Raw genomic sequence first — 18,903 nt, forward strand, 5'->3', positions numbered from 1 at the left:
AATAGATTCACTATAGCTTCCTTGCACTTTAGAATCTTTATTGTTGTGTATAGTTTGAGAGAAATTATTATTTATAGATTCTCTATAGTCTTTTTGTGCTCTTATATAGATTTCTTCATTATCTTTGAGGTTAGAGAAACATAATTGATTATAACCATACTCTTGTGCTCCTATGGTTTTAGAGCTTAGTGTTGTGATATGATCTTGCTTGGGTAGAGTAGAGGGAATAGGGTTAGTTGTATTATACAAACTCCCTGATACATATGGCTTATCTATATCATTATCCATATAAGCAATAATAACTTCATCTCCTACTCTAGGCAATGCAAAAAAACCACTGCTATTACTTGCAATAGGGTAGGCTACTCTAAGGAATGCAGTATGAGTATGCAATAAAGAAGCAGAAGTGGTAGCAGAAGCAGTAGTGGAAGCAGTAGTGGAAGTAGCAGCAGTTTGTGTAGTAGTATGAGATGATTGGGCATTATGCATAGGAGATTGTGTTATATCATCATTACTTTGTTGTATGCTTTTATTATGTTGTTGTGGTATGTTATAACCATTTTGTTGTGCTACACCATAATTATGATGTTGTGTGTTCTCATCATTGCCTTGTTGTGTTGTATTATATTGTGTTATATCATCATTACTTTGTTGTGCTATGTTATGTGCTTGATGCAAGGCATAGGCATAAAAGATATGAGGTCTTACCTGTATTCTTCCATAAGAATCTGTATAGATAGTATTTGCTTCTTGTTGCAGGGTAGCGTTAGCTTGTGTGAGATTTGTTGCTTGTGTATAACCCTCTCCTACCACTATGCCTTGTGTGCTTATTGGAGGTGTGGGTTTAGCTTTGGGTGAAGGGATAAATGTGAGATGTGTTGGTAGGAGAGTTAGTGTGTTACTATAATAATGATTAGAATCTAATGACTTAGTATGCGTGTTTGTGTTGTTAGTTGATAGGACAGAAGTGTCTTGCTCTTTGCTTATAAGTGTATGCTCTATTGCTATGACATAAAATGTTGTATCTAACAAATCTTTAGGGGTGCTAGCATGTGCATGTTGGAGTGCCACTAGTTGTCCTAAATGCAAATGTGTGATATTGCTTGTGGCTTCAAAGAGTGCATGTGTCATAAGGGCATGTTGTTGCTGTAATGTAAGAAAGGCTTTGGTATTGGGATTTTGTGTAAAAGATAGGTTGGTGGTATATGTGTGTTCTTGTAAATAAGAAGTAGCAGATGTAGTATGTATACTATCATGTGTATGAGAGTTATCATGCAAGGAATATGGTGTATGAGTATCAAGCACAATATCAGATGGTGTAGTATGTGGGGAATATGCTGCACTAAATGTATGTGCTTTTATGGATTGTGATGTGCCAAAGTTAGAAATACATTCTTCATTAAGGGTATTTGTAGCATTAGGGTTATACAGAAGTGTTGTTATAGAGGAGGAGGCACTAGGAGGCAAAGAAGTGTTAGCTTGTTTGGCAGTGCCAGTTTGTAAGGAAGTATTAGTATGGTTTGTGGTGGTAGTTTGGTTAGTGCTAGAGGGTGATATGTGTGAAGGCATACTATCACATACATAGAGTGTTGTAGCATCTTCATAAAAGTATAGACCACTATTATGAGCTATCCTAACAAGAAATGCTAGATCGGATTCATTGTATTGTGTAATGATTTCTTGTATGGGATATTGTGCATGTATAAAAGAAAAATCAAGAGCCTTACCTAAAAAAGAGGCATTAGCATATAATAGAGATTTGATAATATCCACAACAGTGCTATTAGTATATATCCTACTAGCATTATTATAACAAAGGCGTATAAGGGTTGTGCTAAGGGTAAGACTAAAGCAATGTTTATATTGTAATTTAGAAGTGTTTTGTGAGGAAGTATGTTCTTTAGAAGAAGTGCCTAGATAAGAAACTTGGGTAATAATACCATGATAGGTATTTGTGGATTTGGGATTAGCAGTCCTGCTAGTATTATGTGTAAAAGAAAGAATATTGTGTTGTGTATAGGGATTAGTAAAGCTAAATGTTGCTTGTGAATCTAAGAGCAAGTTTGGATGAAAAGAAGAATCATATACATTAGGGGTGTGTGTTAGAGAAGTAGAAGTTTTAGTTTGCGTGCTAAATACATGCAAGATATCACTATGGATACTTTCTATATATCCTTCACAAGATATAACAAAGGGAGATTGCAGACTTTCTTTAATATGGGCTTTGGTGATGGTAACATATAAGGGAGCAGAAAGGTGGGGGACAGAAATACTAAGTTGCATATAAGAGGACATATGTTTTCCTTAGGGCTATGTTATGTGTCGTAAGAGTGGTTCTATTATAACATAAAAAGTATGCTTTGGCGTGTGTTGTTGGTGCTTTTATTATCACATATGTTATTCACGCTAAACGTATTGCTTACAAATAATACACATTATTTATGTAATGTAGAGTTAAGTTATTATAATGACTATGTTTTTATATATGCATGTAGGGCTTGAATAATAAGTGCTTGTAGTGTGTCATTGTTAGTTTGTGTATGCGTAGTAAGGATATGATTTAGTATAAGATTGCAAGGATTAGGATCTAAAATATCGCATATGGGGTTATTAGATTCTTTTGTGATTATAGCGAGAATAAGAGAGTTTATAAGAGGGATAGAATCTATAAGTAATCTGGTGTGCAACAAGGTTTGTAACTCTTCGTATGTGGGTGGTTGAGTGTTGGAGTTGGCAAGAAGATCATCTAGCGATAAAGAGGGTGATATATGCGGCGCTTTTTTAATAGTATCATGCAAAAATGCCATGACATACTGAAGCATAGAATGATCATGTGATTGTATTTTGTGAGAAAGCAAAGTTTCATGGGGATTAGATGATGTATGCATGTGTTGCATATTAAGAGTATCGGAAGACAAATTCTCTATAGGTGGCAGGTGTATTAAATCATCATAGTCTTTATTTTGTGTCAAGATATCTTCTATTTTTTCTTCATCAAGGTGTAAGCCACTAACTTGTCCTCTAGGTTTTATTTCTAGTGTATCAAGTTTGTTATAACGGGCTACTTCATTGAGGATTTTCTTGTTGTCCACAAAGTCTTCTTGTATATCTTTTGGGTCTATGATAGTAAATTTGTAATTCCCAATTCTAAATGTATCACCCAAATTTATAGTTGTTTCATAACCAGCACGCAATGCAGAAAAAGATTCATTATAGAATATGTTACTATCGCCAATACTAGCAATTGTGAAGCATCCTTCTTCGTATTGGATGCTAACATGTCTTTCCTGTATTTCAGTATCTTGTAAACAAAAATTATTCGTTGAATCGCTCCCTATTGTGCCACCATTTTCATCAAAAATACAATATTGCAGGGGAGTATGTGACTCATTAAGATGTTTGGCGGTAATAGCAATCTGTTCCATAATATTCCTTAGTATTTATATGATGCTTTGTGGCAAAGTAAAATGCGATAATAAATCAACAAGATTAAATAACATCTGTGGATTTGGAGCGATAGTAAAATCAAAATACCATTGTGTATTTCCTTCAAAATATAATGTGTTTTGAGAAGTTTGTGTTTTGCTAGTATCTTTTAAGAATCGTAACCAAGCCCATTCTCCTATATAAAGTTTTTTATATTGTGGGTTTTGATTATAATCATAGACACTAAATTTCAATTCCGTGGTATTGTTAAACTGTTCTACAACAATTTGAATTTTTTGATTAAGTGTATGATCATAATGTAGGGTTTGATCATTATAGCTTATGTCAAGCGATCCAAAATCTGATGATAAGTCAAGACAATGAAGGAAAAAGTTTAGGTTAATATTATTGTTGGCATCAAACATAGAATGCAACATAATACTTTTGTTTAAAAAAGTTATAAATTCTTGACTAAGTGTAATTTTTGATTTATATTCTGGGTTTAGGTAGTATGTATTACCTCTTTTAAGCAAAAGTTTACTTAAGTATTGCTGGTAAAATGTTTGTATGCTCCCTTGATTTCCAAAGAAATTCTTAAAAGATTCTATTGGGAGGGATTCTTGTGAGTATGTATTGAATGGATAATAAGGGGATATTTCGTTAATAAATACTGTATAAATCTCACTCTTCCATGCATTATTTAACAATATTCCAGAAGTATTTTCTATAATTTTCCACGAAAATTGTGAGAGTTTATCGTAATATCGTGCTATATGTGGTGGTAAATCTTTGATGTCTGTTGTAAATTTCTTAAACGGATCATTTTCTTCGTTGCTCCCCTCTAGGATATAGGTAATTTTTGCTTTAATATCCTTTGTATTATTTTGTGTAAAATCACTTATCTTCGTGCTGACATTTTGTATGTCAGCGGCTAAACGTTCTTTTATGCTACCAACAGCAACTTCTTTCATATCACTCTGTGTATTTAAGGAGTTTAACTTGGAATCCAAAAATGACTCTTTTTTAGAAAAATCATAATAAGGCTTAAAATAATTACTGATTGTAACAAATTTGTTTTTTATATCACTACTTGGCAATCCTAGACTATATGCATCATTGAGGAGCAATGCATCATTAAGGTCGGTATTATCGCTTATTATTTTTATGAGTGTATTCAATGGATTTTCCACACTAGAAAGAATTTGCAATTCATGCAACATACCATCTTTGTTGAAATATTGTTTAGGAGTAAGAGCAGACAATATATCTTGCCATTTTTGTTGATATTGTCCTAGGTATATAGTAAGAATATCCATTTCTAACGCTTTGATATCTTTTGAATCTGATGCATGATCTAAACACCAAGTATCTATATCAAGGGCGCTTTGTGTATTTGTTTGGAGATTAGCTAAAAAAACTTTCAATCCATCTTTTGTAAAGTCCCTATTGATTGAGGTAAATTGTTCAGTGTTTTCAAACACTATATTGAAGGCAGTTCCAATCTTATCTCTAATATTATAAAATTTTTGTTGTTTTAGACTATCGCGAAAAGCCATAATAATATAGATTCTATGTTGTTTGGGAATTTGAGCGAGTTTTTGACGACTCTTTTCAAGATTGTTAGGGTTTATTTGATAAGACTTTGCGAGATTTGAAGGATTTAAATCTTCTATACCAGCCATGAAGTCTTCTTTTGGGATCTTGTAATTATCAAAGTGTTTCCAGTTTTTTCCAATCCATGCTCCTAGTAACGCCTTGTCAAGATGGGCTTCATCAAAAAGGCTCATATACATATAAAATGTTTCTACAAAGCTCTCTGGTGTAGTATTTGTTTGTAAAATTCGCTCCATTTCCTTTATGAGTGTATTGCTAATTACATCTTCGTTGAGAGTATAATACAAGCTTTTAGCAGGTAAAAATCCTTTGTAAGAAGTATTTAAAAGCAAATATTGTGTAAGAATGTTCTTTTCAAAGAGATATGGATAATTTTTAAGGATTGTTTTGAGGTTTAGCATAAGATTTGCTTTTTGTTGCAAATTCATCTTTTGATACGATTTTGCATTAGTTAAAAGGGTTATGATGTTATTGAGATCTGCTTCACTTTGTGCTACTTCCTTATTGGCTTTAGTAAGAAAATAAGCACTCACTCCATAAGCAAGTAAACAGGCACTCAACACAATAGCACCAGTTTTGAAAATTATATTTTTCATAATAACACTACTTAAATGAGAATCTCGTAAAATGATGGTTTCTAGGAGAGATTGCACAAAGTAGCTATATTTATTTTGTTTTGTTGCAGACTTTGCAGGTGGTTTTTTGAGATCGTATTTTTCGCAAATTGCGTCAATCAAATAATTTCTTGGAACATTTTCTTGATAGGCTGATGTAAAGTATACACCTCGAATATGTGACTTGTTTTTGAGCTTATTTTGCGCATGGGCTTGAAGTATAAACTCTGTGACCAACGCACAAAGATAATCAAATTGCTTGAGGAATAAAAATGCTGTTTTCTTATCCTCCAAAGAATGTAGCATTTGATTTTTGTTCATAAATGTATAAAGCAGGGATTTACTCATTTCTTGAAAATCAGATTGTAGCTCTTCTGTGCGTAATTCCGAATCTAAAGTAAGTCCCAAAGCCTTATTTGTTACCCTTTCGCCAAAAATATTCCAATATTCACTCATTCCTTCTATCAAGTCAATTTTACTGAATACAATATATATAGGTAATTTAAGCCCTAGATTCTGTTCACACTCATTCACTCTTTTAACAAGATATTGGATAAGATCATCACTATATTCTTTTGGATGAGTAAGAAAAGATTGTGTATCAACAACAAGAATAATACCATTAAGCTTGCTATGAAAGATATTGGCATTAAGAAATGATAAAAACTTATTCCACACACTCTTCTTTAATAAAAAATCTCTATTTTTATCAAGATTGTCTTCTGGAATCTCATCAGTATTATCTGGACTAAAAAAAGATTCTTGAGCAAAATAATTGCCTTCTGTATCAAGCAAAGCACCATTTTTAGAAATATAGAGTCCAAAATTATTGGTAGACTTATGAAGTTTTTTATAAGACTGCAAACTATCACTAAGTGGATATTCTATATTGGAGTAATTGATAAAGGAGCTTTTGCCAGCTCCTTCGTTCCCAATAACAATCACTAGAGGAATTTTCTTAAGCCTCAGGTCTTTCTTCCATGTATTTTTTGCATCACTGATAGCAATAGCATAATTCCTTTTAGCCCTTTGAAGAGTGTGAGCTGCCTCCTTTTTTAAAGCCTTTATAAGTTGTCTTTTTTCGCTTTTGAGGGATCGTATCAAATCTGTGGTAGGTTTTAAGAAAAAATACAAAAATACAAAAAGCCAAATAAGACTAATAATTCCAATACGCACAAACATGTTGCCAAGAATATGAATGCCATCAAAAGCAATTAGTGGGGCATAGAAATAGAATAATATGCTAAAGAGAAAAAGAAATATAAAAAATATTGAATACAATACAATCTTATTGCGGAATAATTGTAAGATTTTCGTAACAATTGATAACAAATTTATCTCCTAGTGTTTTTCTTGCATAAAAGTCTGTATATGTTGTGTAAGATTGTTTTGAACAATACTATTATGAGATTCTAATTTTAGATAAGAAAATGTAAAAATCACAATCGTTATACCAATAATACCAAAACCAAAAAAAGGTTTTGCGTATTTACGTTTAAGAGATTCTGCAATGTTTTCTTGGTTTGTGTTTTTGTAAGCTATTTTGAAAGCTTTTTCTTCATTGGAGTGTAATACAGGAGCTAAAGCTATCGCTATTGTCTTACAGAAATGATCGATTTTTTGTAAATCTTGTTCTTGCATAGCATATTTACCTCTATACCCAAGGATTAAGCAGGCATATATAAATTCAAGCATATCCTTATACTTGCTAGGACTAAGAAGCCATTGCCCCGCTATATCATAAAACTTATCACCACCTAAAATCTCATCAAAAAGGTGGATAGTGAGTGTTTGATTAACAAAATGACTATTAATAAAGCTCTCATTTGCTAAAAGCATCTCATCAATAAATACACAAAGACAATATCTTAATTTAATAATGTCTTTGTCTTCATATGTGTGCAAGGCACTGAGATTACTGCTAATCGTAAGCACTTCTTCTATCAATATTTCTTTGACGTTAGTAATATACGTTGCTTCTAAATTGTGCATTTTAGAAAGTCTTGCTGCAAAAAGCAATAAGGGCAGGGTTAAATCAAGGACTTTATTATTTTGCAAACCTTTTAGATCATATTCAAGTAAAAGTGACAATACCTTTGAGTGAAGCTGATCTGTGTTGTGTTCTTGGATATCTGATGACATTGACATTTTAATCCTGTAGGATTGCCCATAACTTAATGTCTGGGTTTGAGATATTGTTAGTTAGGTAGATGCTAATTATGTTATGATTACTAAATAACGCGAACATAGGATCTTTTTTATCAAGTCTAAAATATACATATCCACTTAAATGAGGTAGGCTAGAGGGAATGCTTGGAATTGGTTCTATATGTAAACCCTTAAGTTGTGAAGCGACTATGCGTTTAATATTATCCTGAGTATGAATTTTGCTCTGCGATGCAAATGTTTCTAGCAAAATATTCATTGGAACCGAAGAACTAATAGCCAAAAATATTTCACTATTCTGGATTATAGAAGCATTATCAAACATACAGTCATAAAATCCATTACCATTATCGACAATATTTGCCATAACATATTTTGGCGAAGTAACATTAGCAAATAGCAGTCGTATAGTGTTGCTTAGTGGCACTAATACAGAAGTAGGATCATTATGGTTATAAGCAATAAATTCAATATCATCATTGTGATTAAGAGCAAGCAAATCAGCTTGAAATTCTACAAGTTTTTCATACAATATCTCTGGGTGCAATTTTTGTTTATGTTTGAGATATGAAAATATCAAATAATACTTCTTAAGTAGGTTTAATGATAAATAGGTGTTAAAATCAAGGGTATTTTTAGTTTGGTTAATGCCTCTAAATATTTTGCTTAGCGTTTCTTTATGTTGTTTTATGCTAAAAAGCATTTCTTCTAAAAAAGTCTTAATAAACGCATTATTAGAAATATCCAAACTTGTTGGAATAAACTTTTCATCAAGTTCTATTCTGCCATTAGAATGTATGTTTTTTATTTTTCCAATAGGAATCTCGAGTTCATTTGGCGTTTTATCACCCAATAAGCCCAATTTTAAGCGTAAACTTCCTAACACAATATTCATTTCATCCTGCGTATATTGTGGTTCTTGCATAGATGTTTTAGAATCTTGGCTAATGTTGTCATGCATTTTGGAGGAAATGGTAGTATTGACTGCAATGTATTTAGAATGTAAAAAGGTATTCTGTAATGAAATATCGGCTACGGAATCTGTATTGGTGGGAATTTTTATCGTAATAATTAAGGAATTTGTATTATGCCCTATTTCTAAAACTTCTGGCAATAAATCATGGTTTGGAGCATCAAACACATTACCATCCTGAGTAATACCACTAATTTTTGAGAGGGCAATTTTACCTAAATTAAGCATTTCATGAGAAAATTCTACTTCAAAAATTCCATATAGGTTACAAAAACACCTAGCAGTTTTGCTTTGAATAAGGTGCTCTAAATACCTTTCTTGTTGTTCAAAATGGATTTTATCCATGTGCATACCATTATACCAAGCAACCTTAAGCTTATTGTTCATCGTTTTTTACCTCTATGTCTTGCGTGGGCTGATATTTTTGATGATTTTTTTTGTTTGCTTTTGTGATACCAATGTGGGTAATATCAATTCTAATCGTATTTCTAAAAACACTATGGAGTTTTTTATAGAATTTTTGGTTTTTACCCTGTGAATTGGCAAAAAGTGCAAGAATACCAATATATTTGCCCTCTTTTTTGTGAATTTCTGCAGCGACCATATTTTTTTCATTTGGTGGAATTTGTATCCTAATGGTGTCTATTTTGTCTCTACCCAACACCACACTCTCTCGAGTAAGTAAATCTTGTGGAGAAGCATATTCGAATCTCTTACCATCTCTAAGTTGATAAATAAGTAACGTAACAGGCACATTATCTCCACGATTATTAAGATTTGAATCTTCATAGTTAGATACTACAATCTTAATGGGTGTGCTACATGCCATAGACAATACACCACTTACAAACAAAAATATACAATACACTACACACTTCATTATTCAGATGTCCGAAATTTTTTTATAAAACCTATCACTAATAGCCAAATAGCCAAATGTAGATTTTAACTCCTTTAGTTTGGTGTCAATTTTATAATAGTTTTGGTTAAATTCAGCTATAAATGATACATTTTACTATAAAATTGAGATACAAGTTAGACATTAAATCACTTGAATTACTTATTCAAGCAACAAGGATTATATATGGCAGAGAATTCAACACCACCAAAAGAGCGCATAAATATCACCTACAAATCTAAGACAAATGGTCAAAGTCCAGAAGTCGAACTTCCACTGAAGCTTATGGTTATGGCAAATTTTACTGGTGGCAATAGCACACCATTAGAAGAAAGGGAAGTGACTCCTATAAACAAGAATAATTTTAATCAAGTCATGCAAAAAATGGGTATTAAAACACATTTTAATGTAAAAAATGTTTTACATAAGGATGCGGAGGAATTAAGCGTAAGTCTTGACATCAATGAAATGAAAGATTTTACTCCAGACAACATAGCCCAACAAGTCCCAGAACTCAACAAACTTTTAAGATTACGAGAAGCACTTGTTGCCTTAAAAGGACCAATGGGCAACATACCTGATTTCAGAAAGGCGGTATTAGAGGCACTTAAAGATGAAGATACGAAACAAAAACTCTTATTAGAAATACAAGAGAACAATAATCCAACACACTAAAAAGGGTAATCTATGCAAAACACAACAGAAACAACCACACAAACACAAGAAGTGTCTATCATAGACAATATTATGCAAAAAAGCAAGTATGCTAAAGATGATGAAAGTTATAGTATCGCAAAAGTGGGAGTAGCTGAATTTATTTCAGAGATTGTCAAATCCGATAATGCAGAAAGTAAGGTTAATCGTTTTACACTAGATGAAATGATTGCTCATATTGATGAGCTTATATCAATGCAAATGGATGAGATACTACATAATGAACAATTTCAGCAATTAGAATCTACTTGGAGAGGATTGTATTTCCTTGTGGAGCGAACAAATTTTCAGGAAAATATAAAAATTAATTTGCTCGATATCACCCAACAAGAGGCTTTGGAAGATTTTGAATCAAGTCCAGATATTACAAATACCACACTTTATAAACATATTTATTCAGCAGAATATGGGCAATTTGGTGGTGAGCCTGTGGGAGCTATAATTGGAGATTACGCACTAAGTGCTTCCACACCTGATATGAATTTTCTTTCTAAAATGTCCTCCATTGCAGCAATGAGTCATGCTCCGTTTTTGACTTCTATGAGTGCGAAATTCTTTGGACTTGACACATATGCAGAACTTAGTCAAATTCAAGACCTAAATAGTCTTTTAGAGGGTCCCCAATACACAAAATGGCGCACTTTTAGAGAAAATGAAGATTCTAAATATGCTGGACTTTTAGTAACAAGATTTCTTACAAGATCGCCTTATGATCCTCAAGAAAACCCTATTAAAAGTTTCAATTACAAAGAAAATGTGCATCAATCGCACAATCACCTTTTATGGGGAAATACTGTTTATGCATTCGCAACGCGTTTAACTGATAGCTTTGCACAATATCGTTGGTGTGGTAATATCATAGGTCCAAGAGCTGGAGGAACTGTTAGTGATTTGCCCATATATGTTTATGAAAATTTTGGCACTATACAATCAAAAATTCCAACAGAAGTTTTAATTACCGATAGGCGAGAATACGAACTTTCAGAATCTGGATTTATTGCCTTTACTTTGCGTAGAGATAGTAATAATGCCACATTTTTTTCTGCAAATGCTGCCTTGAAACCAAAAATTTTTCCAAATACTCCAGAAGGCAAAGAAGCAGAGACAAATTATAGACTTGGTACGCAACTACCATATATTTTTCTTATTTCACGCCTTGCACACTATCTCAAAGTTTTGCAACGAGAAGAAATTGGAAGTTGGAAAGAACGTGGTGATGTAGAAAAAGGCTTAAATGAATGGGTAAGGCAATATGTCTCTGATCAAGAAAATCCACCAGCAGAAGTCAGGAGCAGAAGACCTTTTAGGGGTGCCAAAATTACCGTAAGTGAGGTAGAAGGTGAGAGTGGGTGGTATAAAATTGATTTGAGTGTTCGACCTCATTTTAAATTTATGGGAGCAAACTTTGAGCTTTCTTTAGTCGGAAAACTTGATAAAGAATAGCACAATGCCTTTTGTTGATAGAGTGATACATACCCTTGATTCTTGTGCCCAGACACCCTATGTCGAGAACAAACTTGAAGATGTAAAAGAGCATATTAAAGTCCTAATGAATACAAGAGATGATATGGGGTTGGAATCATTATGCAACTTGGATATAAATGCAAAAAATCTTGGCGTTATTATGTCGGAGAAAATATATAACATTGTCCGCAAACATGAATACAGAATCCATATTCTAAGCATAGAATACGATGAGACACTTGCTCCTTGGCAATTTAACTTTTTTATGCGTTTTCATTACAATAACAATACATTCCAAGAACATAGTATGCAAATTACCTTTAGAAACAATCGCTATTGTGAGATAAAATAAATGCAAAACCACGATCTTAATTTGCTTTATTTTCGTAAAGAGCTTGATTATTTACGCAAAAATCGAGAACTTTTGCTTAGTAAATATCCAAAACTTGCCCCATTTCTCGCACACAATGCCCATGATCCTGATGTAGAATACATTATCGAATCTTTGGCGATCTTGAGTGCGAAAATACACCAAGAACTCGATGCCAATATCCCATTTATCGCAGAATCTCTTATTAAGATTCTTATCCCAAATTATACAAACGCCCTACCATCTGTGTGTATGCAAGAATTTGCTCTTGTGAGTGATGCCAAAGCCAATAAACTCAAGATACCAAAACACACAACCATAAAATCAATACCGATTAATGGCATTATGTGTGAATTTAAAACAATCTATGATGTATATGTATATCCTATCAAGATAAGCAATGTATTTGTTGGCAGCGAGGGTAAACATAGCACCCTAACATTTGATATAGCTCTTAGCAAAGAAGGCATTAGCTTTAGTGATATTGCCCTAGATTGCTTAACACTATATTTGGGTAATGAAGTATATACAGCCAATACTCTCTTGTTATGGTTGACACAATATCTCAAAGATATTGTCCTTGTGTCCTATGATGAAAACGAGCAATATACTCTTGCACCCCAAAGCTTGCAGCACATTGGGTTACACAATACCCAAAGTTTATTGCATAATGACGACATAGGTTTTAGCTCCTTTGCTCTATTACAAGAATTACTCCTCATGCCAGAAAAATTTCATTTTATTAATCTTAGAAATCTTGAATGCACACAAACCTTGCAAACAACCAAAATAGGACTCAAATTTATCTTTAACAAAGAATTGCCCAAAGATTGCATACCACAACCGCGAAATTTTTCTCTTGCTGCTACTCCTATTATCAATCTTTTTCACACACAAGCAGAACCCATACTTTTAGATCACTCAAGAAATGGTTATAGAATCTTTGTTGATAGGGCGAATAATACAAGCTATTGTGTGATACAAGTCCTAAAAGTCAAAGCCCACAACACAAATACTGGCAGGAGAGTGCTAAAAAACTACAATAATTTTGAGCGATTCTCTTTTTTGGAGAATGATGGAGATTTCTATGCCATTGCCAACAAAATAGATTCACAAGAGCAACATTACAAAGAAATTTCTTTTTATACAAAACAACATGTCAAAGAAATTGTTTCTATTGACGTATTATGCAGTAATAACAACCTTCCAACAGGATTAAAATTAGGGGACATTAATCAAGTCCCAGATTACAAAGATTTGAGCACATCCAATCTTTGTATTCCAACAAGCATTAAACACATAAGCATTGATGATACTGTCTCTTGGGATCTGATTTCTACGCTTTGTTTTAATTATCAAACTATGCTTGATAGAGCAAGTTTTTTGAGTGTCATACGCATCTATAGTGCTATGCTTTCTTCACAAAATTTTTTTACGATACTCTCGGATGCATTGCTTGACTTTCATGCACAAACGATCTATAAAATCAATGGTTTTATCACACAAAGAGGGACATTAGTTACTATGCATATAGAAGATTCAAAGTTTTATTGTGTAGGTGAAGTGTATAAGATAGGTCTAGTTTTTGCACAATTTTTTGCTTCATTTGCTCCTATCAATTCTTTTTGTGAACTTTGCATTATCTGCGCAACAAGCCAAATGACATTCAATTATCCTGCCACACAAGGCAATAAAGCATTAATGTGACAATCAAATCTCTGGTAAGAATTTCGCATGAAATTTAATCAAGACACCAACACAGAACAAATCTCCACTTATGCTCTAGCTATTGAAACAGAATTTGCAGATTCAGAATATATCTTAGCCTTTAGAGGCACAGAAGATCCTAAAGACATATTTGAAGCTGATGTTTCTTTGATTGGTGGTGTGATACCTAAAAAGCAATATTTGGATATGCTAGACTTTTATGGCGAATGTATTGAAAAAGAATACATTACAGAATCTACACCTTTAATTATTACAGGGCATTCTCTAGGGGCTGTTTAGCCCAAAGCTTTTGTCTATGTAATAAAAAAGATTCAAAAACTCAAAGGATAACTCTATGAAATACTTTATCTTAATTTTTATTAGTCTTATAACTTTAATCATTTTTGCTTCTTGTGGGTTGATTCAAACAAGTTCAGCTGATAAAGAAACAGAAAGAATAGCAGATGAATATGGCGGAATCTATGTTTTTGATAAAGAGATAAGAGATGAGATAAAACAAAGAGAAAAGGAAAGGGAGGAAGCAAGACAAAAAGTAACAACAGGAGATACCTTTTGGGAACAAATAGAGGCTATTGATAAAAATCTCCCCCGAATCCTCTCCAATGGTTGCAAATACTATATCAAAGGACCATCAAAACAAGAACTCCACGAAAATGATTGGAGTCTCTACTATCAAAAAATTAAAGAATATATGGGGGAGGAAGTATTTAATAAACTTAAGCGTAGATTAGGGGTAACAAGCTATTATATTGATAAAAATGGTAAAGTAATCCCTATAACAATGCTTACTTATATCTCTACTACCATAACCACTTATGGACTCTATGGTGATGAGGGAGCAGGATTTAGATTAACAAATAGCTATTCTGTTGATATAGCAGGAGATAATATCTTTTACTTAGAAAATGGTAAATTCATAAAAAGTGATGAAAAAGGGAAAGGAGCAAGACATTGAATCCTAAAGACTTCATAGAACAATTAAAAGACTATGCTGACATAGCAGACGCTTCTTATGCACTGCTACATTACATCAATGAAAATGAGGATATAGATTATTTCTTAGATGAGCTAAAAAGTAAGAATCCTAATGAAAGCGTAAAACCACCTGCAAGATGGGTATATGCAGATGGAATAAAATTAGGATATGAAATTACCAAAGAAAATACACAAGATGATAAGATACAAGAATTAATCAAGAAAAATAAAAGAGAGTTAAGACAACCCACTGCTTATGCTTTAGCCATAGAGGCTAGGTTTAGTCAAGATATTAAGATAAAAAATCCAAGCAAAGATAAACCTGAACCAATAAACAATAAAATACAAAATCTTATCCATAGACGCAAAGAAGACTCAAAAGCAACCCAACAACAGATTCTAGTTGCCACTACCAAAGAAAAACAAGATAAAGATTCTGACCTCACTTACCACCTCTCCACCCGAACCAAAAACTTTGTCAATCGTTTTAAGCTCCTCCACCATACTTCTTTAGAATCTTTCTTCACTCAATCAGGTTTTAGTGCTACTTTATTTTATGATAAAGAAAAAGATAGATTTGTAGCGGGGTTTAGGGGGACTGAATGCAGTTTCTAAAAATACTCTACATTTGTTGGGTTGTGTTTTGGGCTTTTGGGTGTATTTTGGGTGGAGTTATGGCATATGATGATGGGAAGCTTGGCGTTGTAGTTTTTTTGTTTGTTATACTTGTTGCTATACCTCTTTTTATCTATGCTTCATCAATATTGCTTATCTATACTTTTAAAAAATCAAAAATCCTGTTTTCATTGACCTTTATAATTTTATTTGCCGTTTATGGTGTTTTATGTCTTTATCTAACACAAAATAATACTATTATCACGATAACATTTATTATGCTATCATATGCAATCATCATTCTAGTTAAATTAAAGGGTGCTAAATGAAAGGATACATTAACGATTTTAAAGACTATGCCGAACTAGCCCAAGCAAGTTATTTTAACTTTGAATTTATGGGTAATAGAAAGATTTATGAGCTAGATTCACAAGGCAATAAAATCAAAGATGAGAAATATCCTAGAGGATATAAAGAAGTGGAAATAACTTTAGAACATATCATTAATAAAAAATATCAAGGACAAGAGGTTTTAATCAATCTGAAACAAGATAATACTTGGCAATCTAATTTATTAAATTCATTAGATGAAAAATTCAATAGTGATAAACTCAATGGAGAGTTTGGAGAGATTCAAGCACAAAACTTTGCTAAGAGATATGAGGTAATGTTTCATCAACCTAACACATTGACAGGATTCTCTGCTACCTTGTTTAGCGATAAAACGAAAAATAGATTCATAGTGGGATTCAGAGGGACTGAATTTTCAGCAAATAACATTAATGAATTGTTGGAAACATTAAAAGACTTAGGACAAGACATAGCCCTATCTCTAAATGCCAATCCCCAATCCTTCGCCCTCTTAGATTTCTTACAAGAAGTCAAAAAGATAGTCAGAGCCTATAATAGACCCATTATCTTTGTAGGGCATTCACTAGGAGGCTATCTCGCTCAAGTTGCCCTAATCTATTGTGATAAAAAATATAAAAATGAATTACTATTTAGCCAAAAGAAGCCTATACTTTTAATGCCCCTAGCATTTATGGCTGGAATCTCCCCAATGTAGTCCTAAACCCCAATACGATAAAAATCTTGTTAGATTTCTTAGAGAAAAATCTCATTGATATTTCAGAGAAGCTCACTCATATTTATGACAGCGGCGGTATAAATATCATCGCTTCTGCTCAATATGGCTCACGCAATAGACTGCCTATCTATACAGGTAAAGATTCTCACTCCATTATCCCCCTCACACAAACCCTCTACTTCTACTCCTACCTTTTAAAATTAGAATCTAATGATACTACTATACAAAGGAGTATCACACAAAGGAAAATAAAAAAGCCTACACTACAGCCTACAACTAACAATGCAACCAACAATACCAATGCTTTAGATTCTACTACTTCTAACACTTCCACACAAACCACCCATACAGATTCTGCAATATCTCACAAAGATACTAAACATACTAGCAATACAGATTCCACCACAGATAATAATACTAACACATCTACACAAACACACGATACTCTAGCAGACTACCTCCACGAACTCAATGTCTTTATGGATAATATAAAAACTTATGTCATTACTTTTGTGGATACTGCCAATGAGGAAAACACGAGAAACTTTAATCGTAAAAATGGTCCTCTAACATTAGTGAGAAAAAAGCCAGAATCTATTGGGTTTTTCCCCTATTTTTTATCCAAAATCGCTGTTATTGTCGGTGAATCTCCAAGTGTCTTAAAAGATTCGGAGGGTAACTATTATGAGAAACACAAACAATCAGCAATAAGGAATGAGGACATCATAGAGTTTATCATAAGACTACAAGAAAAACAACTCTATGTATGTATCTGCAATGGAGAGTATTTTAACATTATGAGAAAAGAGGTAGAAAGGATTAATAATAAAGAGAATCTAGGAGAAAAAATCGCATTAGGCACACAGAGAAATTTCTATGTAGTGGATAAGAATAATGCTTGTGTAGAAACCTATGAAAGCATAGTAAAAGCGTATGGGTATGCATCAGAGGAATATAATATCACGCAACAAGTATGGGAGCAAGAATATTTAGGGGCATTATGTAAAGTATCCCAATCTCTCTATGCCAATGGTAAAGCACATATAGGAATCCAATATGCTAAATAAATATATTATTTCTATTCATTCAAGCAAAAAGAGTGTGTATATATTCTGTAAAGATGGCGCTTGTATTGACTGCAAGAGCATATATGAGGAATGCCTAGTATCTTTGCAAAATCAAAGACATAATACACAAACACATCAAGAATCAAGCACAACAACCAGCACAGAGACAGATATAACACTTGATGAGATACAAACATATAAGTTTTATGTGTATTTAGATTCTATCCATTTACAAGGCTCTAAAGAGATAGAATCTAATCCTTTATTCTTTGGTGAATTAGACAAAGAGGGCGTGTTTAGAGAATCTAAACCTACCTATCACTTAATCGGCGAAACAGACTATGATTCAAAAGATTCTAAAGAGACTTTCACTCAAACCCTCCACATATTCCTCAATGGCAATACCCTTACCCTCCTTAATTACTCCCTCTTAGATTCTAGCCTTAATATCAAACTAGAATGTAACTCCTCTGAATCTAAAGAAAGACAAGAAAAAGAAAAGACACAAAGAGAGCAACAAAAGCAACAAGAATCTAAAACTAAAGATTCTATTCAATCTACCGCTATGCTCCACCCAATACTAGAGGATAATGAGATTAAATGTCCTCATAATGGCATAGTAAAACTAAAAGCTAATAAGGGTAAGTCTTTCACTTCTAAAGGTATCCCTATGGTATTAGAATCTGATTTATTAAATGCTTCTATCATAGGTTGCACTAATAATATATTAACATCAGATTCTAAGACATTCTCTACAAATCAATGTATAATACCTAAAAACAGGACAGCAAATGCAAGTTAAAAACTTCAAGACAAAGTGTAAGAAAATGCTCTATATTGCGCTAGGAATCTTTATAATATTTTTTGTGTATCTAGCCAGTGGTTGCTCTATCTATTATCCTACAAGTTACCGAGCTTTTATCCCTAAAAGCTTAGATTCTGAATATAAAGAGTTTGAGAGATTATGCAAAGAGGAAGTGGGGAGAGCAATATACGCGAGACCTATAAAACAAGAAGGCGTAAAGCTAGAGGACCTATTTAATTTGCCTTATTCATATTTTTCTTTAAGTAGGCACATAATAATGTTAGCAGGAAGAGTTGAAACAAAACAAGAAGACGAACCTTTTTACTTGTATATAGCTGGTTTTCAATATTACACAGGTTGGACACAAAAAAGTTTTTCTATGCATGA

General features: G+C 33.0%; 17 protein-coding genes. 11 read left to right on the forward strand and 6 right to left on the reverse strand.

Annotation, left to right across the window (positions count from 1 at the left end; all coding sequences use genetic code 11):
* From B9T66_RS08275 to tssJ, 6 genes are all read right to left on the reverse strand, one after another.
* A partial coding sequence (locus B9T66_RS08275) for a contractile injection system protein, VgrG/Pvc8 family (protein WP_095628499.1) occupies window positions 1-2,295 on the reverse strand: 2,295 nt, incomplete at its 3' end.
* Between the two features lie 176 nt (window positions 2,296-2,471).
* Window positions 2,472-3,425, reverse strand: coding sequence for an FHA domain-containing protein (locus tag B9T66_RS08280; protein WP_095628500.1), 954 nt, complete (start codon window positions 3,423-3,425; stop codon window positions 2,472-2,474).
* Between the two features lie 15 nt (window positions 3,426-3,440).
* The gene (gene tssM, locus B9T66_RS08285; RefSeq protein ID WP_257874669.1) at window positions 3,441-6,986 is read right to left on the reverse strand and encodes a type VI secretion system membrane subunit TssM; all 3,546 of its coding nucleotides are present in this window, start codon (window positions 6,984-6,986) and stop codon (window positions 3,441-3,443) included.
* Between the two features lie 9 nt (window positions 6,987-6,995).
* A complete protein-coding gene (gene icmH, locus B9T66_RS08290; protein ID WP_257874670.1) occupies window positions 6,996-7,802 on the reverse strand; it encodes a type IVB secretion system protein IcmH/DotU in 807 nt (268 codons plus the stop codon).
* A gap of 1 nt (window position 7,803) precedes the next feature.
* Complete coding sequence (gene tssK, locus B9T66_RS08295) at window positions 7,804-9,180, reverse strand: type VI secretion system baseplate subunit TssK (RefSeq protein WP_095628501.1); 1,377 nt, start codon at window positions 9,178-9,180, stop codon at window positions 7,804-7,806.
* The gene (tssJ, locus tag B9T66_RS08300) at window positions 9,170-9,622 is read right to left on the reverse strand and encodes a type VI secretion system lipoprotein TssJ (RefSeq protein WP_257874671.1); all 453 of its coding nucleotides are present in this window, start codon (window positions 9,620-9,622) and stop codon (window positions 9,170-9,172) included. Before tssJ ends, tssK begins: the two co-directional genes overlap by 11 nt.
* Window positions 9,623-9,877: 255 nt before the next feature.
* Between tssJ and tssB the strand changes: the two genes are divergently transcribed.
* From tssB to B9T66_RS08930, 11 genes are all read left to right on the forward strand, one after another.
* On the forward strand, window positions 9,878-10,366 hold the full coding sequence (gene tssB, locus B9T66_RS08305) for a type VI secretion system contractile sheath small subunit (RefSeq protein WP_095628503.1): 489 nt from the start codon (window positions 9,878-9,880) through the stop codon (window positions 10,364-10,366).
* A 12-nt stretch (window positions 10,367-10,378) separates the two neighbouring features.
* Entirely contained in the window at window positions 10,379-11,848 is a 1,470-nt protein-coding gene (gene tssC / locus B9T66_RS08310; RefSeq protein WP_095628504.1) for a type VI secretion system contractile sheath large subunit, read from the forward strand.
* A gap of 181 nt (window positions 11,849-12,029) precedes the next feature.
* The gene (locus B9T66_RS09255) at window positions 12,030-12,221 is read left to right on the forward strand and encodes a hypothetical protein (protein WP_257874672.1); all 192 of its coding nucleotides are present in this window, start codon (window positions 12,030-12,032) and stop codon (window positions 12,219-12,221) included.
* Window positions 12,222-13,946, forward strand: coding sequence for a type VI secretion system baseplate subunit TssF (tssF, locus tag B9T66_RS08320; protein ID WP_095628506.1), 1,725 nt, complete (start codon window positions 12,222-12,224; stop codon window positions 13,944-13,946).
* Window positions 13,947-13,973: 27 nt separating this feature from the next.
* On the forward strand, window positions 13,974-14,246 hold the full coding sequence (locus tag B9T66_RS08325) for a hypothetical protein (protein WP_095628507.1): 273 nt from the start codon (window positions 13,974-13,976) through the stop codon (window positions 14,244-14,246).
* A 55-nt stretch (window positions 14,247-14,301) separates the two neighbouring features.
* Window positions 14,302-14,922 (forward strand): hypothetical protein, encoded by a 621-nt coding sequence (locus tag B9T66_RS08330; protein WP_095628508.1) that lies wholly within the window; start codon window positions 14,302-14,304, stop codon window positions 14,920-14,922.
* The gene (locus B9T66_RS09260) at window positions 14,919-15,557 is read left to right on the forward strand and encodes a hypothetical protein (RefSeq protein ID WP_257874673.1); all 639 of its coding nucleotides are present in this window, start codon (window positions 14,919-14,921) and stop codon (window positions 15,555-15,557) included. The genes B9T66_RS08330 and B9T66_RS09260 overlap by 4 nt, the downstream gene beginning before the upstream one ends.
* Window positions 15,558-15,616: 59 nt before the next feature.
* On the forward strand, window positions 15,617-15,886 hold the full coding sequence (locus B9T66_RS08340) for a hypothetical protein (RefSeq protein WP_143429124.1): 270 nt from the start codon (window positions 15,617-15,619) through the stop codon (window positions 15,884-15,886).
* Window positions 15,883-16,623 (forward strand): lipase family protein, encoded by a 741-nt coding sequence (locus tag B9T66_RS09265; protein WP_180763380.1) that lies wholly within the window; start codon window positions 15,883-15,885, stop codon window positions 16,621-16,623. The genes B9T66_RS08340 and B9T66_RS09265 overlap by 4 nt, the downstream gene beginning before the upstream one ends.
* Before the next feature lie 26 nt (window positions 16,624-16,649).
* Entirely contained in the window at window positions 16,650-17,711 is a 1,062-nt protein-coding gene (locus B9T66_RS09270) for a hypothetical protein (protein ID WP_180763381.1), read from the forward strand.
* Window positions 17,701-18,513: a hypothetical protein gene (locus B9T66_RS08930; protein ID WP_180763382.1), complete on the forward strand. Its 813-nt coding sequence runs from the start codon at window positions 17,701-17,703 to the stop codon at window positions 18,511-18,513. The genes B9T66_RS09270 and B9T66_RS08930 overlap by 11 nt, the downstream gene beginning before the upstream one ends.
* The last annotated feature ends 390 nt before the right edge of the window (window positions 18,514-18,903 follow it).

Source organism: Helicobacter sp. TUL, assembly GCF_002287135.1.
In the GTDB taxonomy this organism is placed as follows: Bacteria; Campylobacterota; Campylobacteria; order Campylobacterales; family Helicobacteraceae; genus Helicobacter_F.